The organism is Holdemanella sp. (assembly GCF_056804935.1).
The window spans coordinates 1-6,289 of the sequence record NZ_DBMEXE010000084.1; the positions used below are offsets into that span (position 1 = coordinate 1).

Below are 6,289 nucleotides of genomic sequence, written 5' to 3' on the forward strand. Positions count from 1 at the left end.
ACCTAGATGGTTGATCGATGAATTATTTCCAAATGAACCTGAAGAAAACTATATGATGCACTGCCCTGAATGTGATCATAAAATGATTGTAAAAAAATAATTCAACAACTAAAGACAAATACAAAATGTTGGCTATTATGATAGCCCTTTTTGTCGTTCCTGATAATTCATATCTTGTGATATTTTAGTTCTATTTCACATGTAGTATTTCTCTGTTCCGAAACCAAAATCTTAATATATAAAAAGCCAGATTTCTGGCTTTTTATATATTATGCGATAGCTTTAAATGCTTCATCCAAATCTTGAATAATATCATCGATGTTTTCACATCCTATACTTAAACGAATTGTATTCGGACGAATACCCTGATCTAGTAACTCTTCTTCTGTACATTGTGAATGTGTTGTTGTTGCCGGGTGAATCACTAACGATTTAACATCCGCAACATTTGCCAATAAAGAGAATAATTCTAGATTATCTATAAAATCTTTAGCTTTTTGTGCATCCCCCTTAATGTCAAACGTGAAGATAGAACCTCCTCCATTAGGAAAATACTTTTTATACAACTCTTGTTGTTTAGGATCCGTAGAAACACTAGGATGAGATACGCTTTCTACTTGAGGATGATTATTCAAATATTCGACGACTTTTAACGCGTTATAACTATGACGTTCTACACGTAAGGATAATGTTTCTAACCCTTGTAAGAATAAGAATGCATTGAAAGGAGAAACCGTAGCTCCTGTATCTCTTAAAAGAATTGCACGCACCTTAGTGACGAATGCTGCAGCTCCACATGCTTGTGTAAAACTAATTCCATGATAGCTTGGATTTGGTTTTGTCAGTGAATCGAATTTTCCACTAGCTTCCCAATCAAAATTTCCTCCGTCAACAATTACGCCACCAATACTAGTTCCGTGACCACCAATAAATTTTGTAGCTGAATGAACAACAATATCAGCACCATATTCGATTGGTCTTACTAAATATGGCGTGGCAAACGTATTATCCACTACTAATGGAATTTTGTGTTTATGAGCAATTTTTGCAACAGATTCAATATCTACTACATCTGAATTTGGATTTCCTAATGTTTCAATATACAAAGCCTTTGTTTTTTCATTAATAGCACTTTCAACTTGTTCTTCATTAAAAATATCTACAAAGTTTGTGTCAATCCCATATTGAGGTAAAGTATGTTCAAATAAATTAAATGAACCACCATAAATATTTTTGGCTGAAACAATATTGTCCCCATTTTGAGCTAAATTTAATATTGTATATGTAACAGCCGCTGCACCCGATGCTACGGCTAATGCAGCTACACCACCCTCAAGAGCCGCTATACGCTTTTCAAATACATCCTCAGTTGGATTCGTTAAACGCCCATAAATATTTCCTGCATCACTCAATCCAAAACGTGCTGCTGCATGATCACAATTTCTAAACACATAAGATGATGTTTGATAAATTGGCACTGCACGTGCGTCAGTTGTTGGATCTGCTTGTTCTTGTCCTACATGAAGTTGTAATGTTTCAAATTTAAAATTTCGTTTATCTCTAGTTATTTTTGTCATAATCATTCTCCTTAATTCATACTATTCTTATATGTTTTGTATGATAAAGTATAATGATTATAATGTCAACGATAAATGTAATTTTTTCATTGTATTTACATTTCTTTCATTTTGAGGTAAAAAAAGACCGATACAAAAAAGTATCAGTCCTTTGTTTTTATAAGTTTAATTAACCGTCAATTTCAGTAACGTTACCAGCACCTACAGTGTGTCCACCTTCACGGATAGAGAACTTAGTACCAGTTTCGATAGCGATTGGAGCGATCAATTCAACGTTCATAACAACGTTGTCACCAGGCATTACCATGTCAGTTCCTTCTGGCAATGTGATTACACCTGTAACGTCAGTTGTACGGAAGTAGAATTGAGGACGGTAGTTAGAAACGAATGGAGTGTGACGTCCACCTTCTTCTTTTGTTAAAACATAAACTTGTGCTTTAAATTTAGTGTGAGGGTGTACACTTCCAGGTTTAGCTAATACTTGTCCACGTTGGATTTGGTCACGTGCAATACCACGTAACAATGCACCAATGTTGTCACCTGCTTCAGCAACGTCTAATTGTTTGTGGAACATTTCCAAACCAGTTAATACTGTTTTTTGAGTGTCTTTGATACCAACGATTTCAACTTCGTCATTTAAGTGAGCTTGACCACGTTCAACACGTCCTGTAGCTACTGTACCACGACCAGAAATTGTCATAACATCTTCGACTGCCATCAAGAATGGTTTATCCATTTCACGAGCTGGATCTGGAATCCAAGTATCAACAGCATTCATCAATTCGTAGATTGATTCTTCGTATTTAGGATCTCCTTCAAGAGCTTTTAAAGCTGATCCACGGATAACTGGAGTTTCGTCTCCGTCGAATCCGTATTCGTTTAATAATTCACGAACTTCCATTTCTACTAAGTCGATTAATTCTTCATCATCAACCATATCGCATTTGTTTAAGTAAACAACGATATATTTAACACCTACCTGACGTGCTAACAAGATGTGTTCACGTGTTTGAGGCATAGGTCCATCAGATGCAGCAACTACTAAGATTGCTCCGTCCATCTGAGCAGCACCAGTGATCATGTTTTTTACATAATCGGCGTGGCCTGGACAGTCAACGTGTGCATAGTGACGTTTTTCTGTTTGGTATTCAACGTGTGCAGTGTTGATAGTGATTCCACGTTCTTTTTCTTCTGGAGCACCATCGATTTGGTCATAAGCTTCAGCTTTAGCCATACCTTTTTTAGCTAATACTGTTGTAATAGCTGCTGTTAATGTTGTTTTACCGTGGTCAACGTGACCGATAGTACCAATATTAACGTGAGTTTTACTTCTGTCAAATTTTTCCTTAGCCATTTATAATTTCCTCCTAAATGCTAACATATTTCATACAATAAATATTGTATTTCAGAACCAAACGAAAATCAACTAGTTTTCGTTTGAATTCTCTTTAATAATTTTTTCTGCAATACTCTTTGGAACTTCTGAGTAGTGGTCGAACTTCATAGAGTAGTTTCCACGTCCCTGAGTAAAGCTACGTAAGTCTGTAACATATCCGAACATTTCTGATAATGGAACATGTGCACGAACGATAATGGCATTTCCACGTTCTTCCTGTTCAGTGATTTGTCCACGACGACTTGAAATGTCACCCATAACGCTACCTAAGTATTCACTTGGTGCAGTTACTTCTACGAACATGATTGGTTCTAGAATAGCAGGTTTACATTTCTTTCCGGCTTCTTTCAATGCCATACTAGCGGCAATCTTATAAGCCATTTCACTAGAGTCGACATCGTGGTATGATCCATCAAATAATGTAGCTTTGATATCGATTACTGGGTAACCTGCAACCATACCATTTTCCAATGCTGCTTCCAAACCTTCTTGAGTTGGTTTGATATATTCTCTAGGTACGCTACCACCAACGATAGCATCAACAAATTCAAATCCTTTTCCTTCGTTTGGTTCGAATTTGATCCATACGTGACCATATTGTCCACGACCACCTGACTGACGGATATATTTTCCTTCACAATCAGCAGCCTGACGAATTGTTTCACGGTAAGCAACTTGTGGTTGTCCAACATTTGCTTCAACTTTAAATTCACGACGTAAACGGTCAACAATGATATCCAAGTGAAGTTCACCTACACCGGCAATAATTGTTTGTCCTGTTTCTTCGTTTGTATATGTTTTGAAAGTAGGGTCTTCTTCTGCAAGTTTTGCAAGAGCCAATCCCATTTTGTCTTGGTCAGCTTTAGTTTTTGGTTCCAAAGACAATTCGATTACTGGTTCAGGGAATTCCATAGATTCAAGGATGATTGGGTGATCTTCATCACACAATGTATCACCTGTTGTAGTAACCTTTAAACCAACAGCAGCAGCGATATCACCTGAATAAACTTCAGTGATTTCTTTACGTGCATTGGCATGCATCTGAACGATACGTCCGAAACGTTCTTTTTTATCTTTTGTTGAGTTTAATACATAGCTTCCTGCTTTTGCAGTACCTGAATAAACACGGAAGAAAGATAATTTTCCAACGAATGGGTCTGTAGCGATTTTAAATGCTAATGCTGAGAATGGTTGATCATCACCAGGGTGACGAACATCTGGTTCTCCATCTAATGTAGTACCTTTAATTGAAGGTACATCTAATGGACTTGGTAAGTAATCTACTACTGCATCCAATACTAATTGAACACCTTTGTTCTTATATGCAGATCCACATAATACTGGGAAGAAGTCACCATTACATACAGCAATACGTAATACACGTTTGATTTCTTCGATTGAAGGTTCTTCACCTTCTAATACTTGCATCATGAAATCTTCATCATAATCTGCTAAATAATCTAATAATTTAGCACGGTATTCTTCCATAAGATCTACCATATCTTCTGGAACTGGGATTTCAGTGATTACACGACCATAATCTCCACTAAATTCGTAAGCTTTTCTCTTGATGATATCAATGATAGCTTCGAAGTCTGATTCAGCGCCGATTGGTAACTGAATTGGACAAGATTTAGCTCCTAAACGATCGATGATTGTATTGCATGACATTAAGAAGTCAGCACCTGTAGCATCCATTTTGTTACAGAATACAATACGTGGAACGTTATATTCAGTAGCTTGACGCCAAACTGTTTCAGTCTGAGGTTCTACACCTGCTTTGGCATCTAATACTGTTACGGCACCATCTAATACACGTAAACTACGTTCAACTTCTACTGTGAAGTCTACGTGGCCTGGTGTATCGATGATATTGATACGGCATTCTTTACCAGTTCCGTCTGTCTTTCTCCAGTGAGCTGTTGTAGCAGCAGAAGTGATAGTGATACCACGTTCTTGTTCTTGCTCCATCCAGTCCATTGTACTAGCTCCATCGTGTGTTTCACCAATCTTGTGATTTACACCAGAGTAGTAAAGAATACGTTCTGTTGTTGTTGTTTTTCCGGCATCGATGTGAGCCATGATACCGATGTTACGAGTTTCGTGTAAAGCATATTCTCTAGCCATATTTCTTTACTCCTTCTCTTACCAACGGTAGTGAGCATAAGCCTTGTTAGCTTCTGCCATTTTGTGAGTGTCTTCACGTTTTTTAACACTGGCACCAGTTCCATTAGAAGCATCGATAATTTCAGCTGCTAATCTCTGTTCCATTGTTTTTTCGTTACGTAAACGTGCGTAGTTTACGATCCAACGAAGTCCTAAAGTCAAACGACGTTCGTCGCTTACTTCAACTGGTACTTGGTAGTTGGCTCCACCTACACGTCTAACTTTCAATTCCAATTGAGGCATAACGTTTTCTAAAGCTTGTTCGAAAACCTCCATTGGTGCTTTTCCTGTTTTTACTTCTACGATTTCAAACGCGTTGTACAAAATAGTTTGTGCAACCCCTTTTTTACCATCAATCATGATTTTGTTGATCAAACGAGTAACCAACTTAGAGTTATAAATTGGGTCGACTAGTACGTCACGTTTCGCAATGTGTCCTTTTCTAGGCATCTAATTTCCTCCTTTCACGATTGATCTATTTCTTAGGTCTTTTTGTTCCGTATAATGAACGAGATTGTTTACGGTCATTTACACCAGCACAGTCCAAAGTTCCACGAACGATGTGGTAACGAACACCTGGTAAGTCTTTAACACGTCCACCACGAATCAATACAACACTGTGTTCCTGTAAGTTATGTCCGATACCTGGAATGTAAGCTGTAACTTCCATACCATTACTTAAACGAACACGCGCATATTTACGAAGTGCTGAGTTTGGTTTCTTAGGTGTCATAGTACCAACACGAGTACAAACTCCACGTTTTTGTGGACTTGATTGGTTTGTTGGTTTAGACTGCAATGAGTTGTAACCACGGTTCAAAGCTGGAGACTTTGAAACGTTTTGACTGGCCTTACGACCTTTACGAATCAACTGGTTGATTGTAGGCATAAGATTCTCCTTTCAAAATTTTCAATTTCCAAGCAAACGAAGCCGGGTGGGTCTTGCCCATCCATTAAATATAGGCTCTTTTCAGAACCTATTTTCGCATGCAATACTAAGATACAGCATTCAACATGATTTGTCAATTCTTTTTTGTTGATTTTTTATAAAAAGACACATTTAATAAAACAGGATATAGACATCATTAATGTCAAATAGACTTGTACAATTTACCTGTAAGTGAGGTAATGAAACATGTGTACAGAATTT

Annotated in this window: 5 protein-coding genes; all 5 read right to left on the minus strand. The window is 37.4% G+C overall.

Features of this window, described 5'->3' with window-relative positions:
• Positions 1–269: 269 nt before the first annotated feature.
• Positions 270–1,577 (minus strand): O-acetylhomoserine aminocarboxypropyltransferase/cysteine synthase family protein, encoded by a 1,308-nt coding sequence (locus ACZQCL_RS05215; protein ID WP_331866594.1) that lies wholly within the window; start codon positions 1,575–1,577, stop codon positions 270–272.
• Between the two features lie 169 nt (positions 1,578–1,746).
• A complete protein-coding gene (gene tuf, locus ACZQCL_RS05220) occupies positions 1,747–2,931 on the minus strand; it encodes an elongation factor Tu (RefSeq protein ID WP_227992155.1) in 1,185 nt (394 codons plus the stop codon).
• A 72-nt stretch (positions 2,932–3,003) separates the two neighbouring features.
• The gene (gene fusA, locus ACZQCL_RS05225) at positions 3,004–5,100 is read right to left on the minus strand and encodes an elongation factor G (protein ID WP_227992156.1); all 2,097 of its coding nucleotides are present in this window, start codon (positions 5,098–5,100) and stop codon (positions 3,004–3,006) included.
• An 18-nt stretch (positions 5,101–5,118) separates the two neighbouring features.
• Positions 5,119–5,589 carry a 30S ribosomal protein S7 gene (gene rpsG / locus ACZQCL_RS05230; protein WP_003866299.1) on the minus strand — a complete coding sequence of 157 codons (471 nt, stop codon included), beginning with the start codon at positions 5,587–5,589 and terminating at the stop codon, positions 5,119–5,121.
• A gap of 25 nt (positions 5,590–5,614) precedes the next feature.
• Positions 5,615–6,028 carry a 30S ribosomal protein S12 gene (gene rpsL, locus ACZQCL_RS05235; RefSeq protein ID WP_117573318.1) on the minus strand — a complete coding sequence of 138 codons (414 nt, stop codon included), beginning with the start codon at positions 6,026–6,028 and terminating at the stop codon, positions 5,615–5,617.
• Positions 6,029–6,289 lie beyond the last annotated feature (261 nt).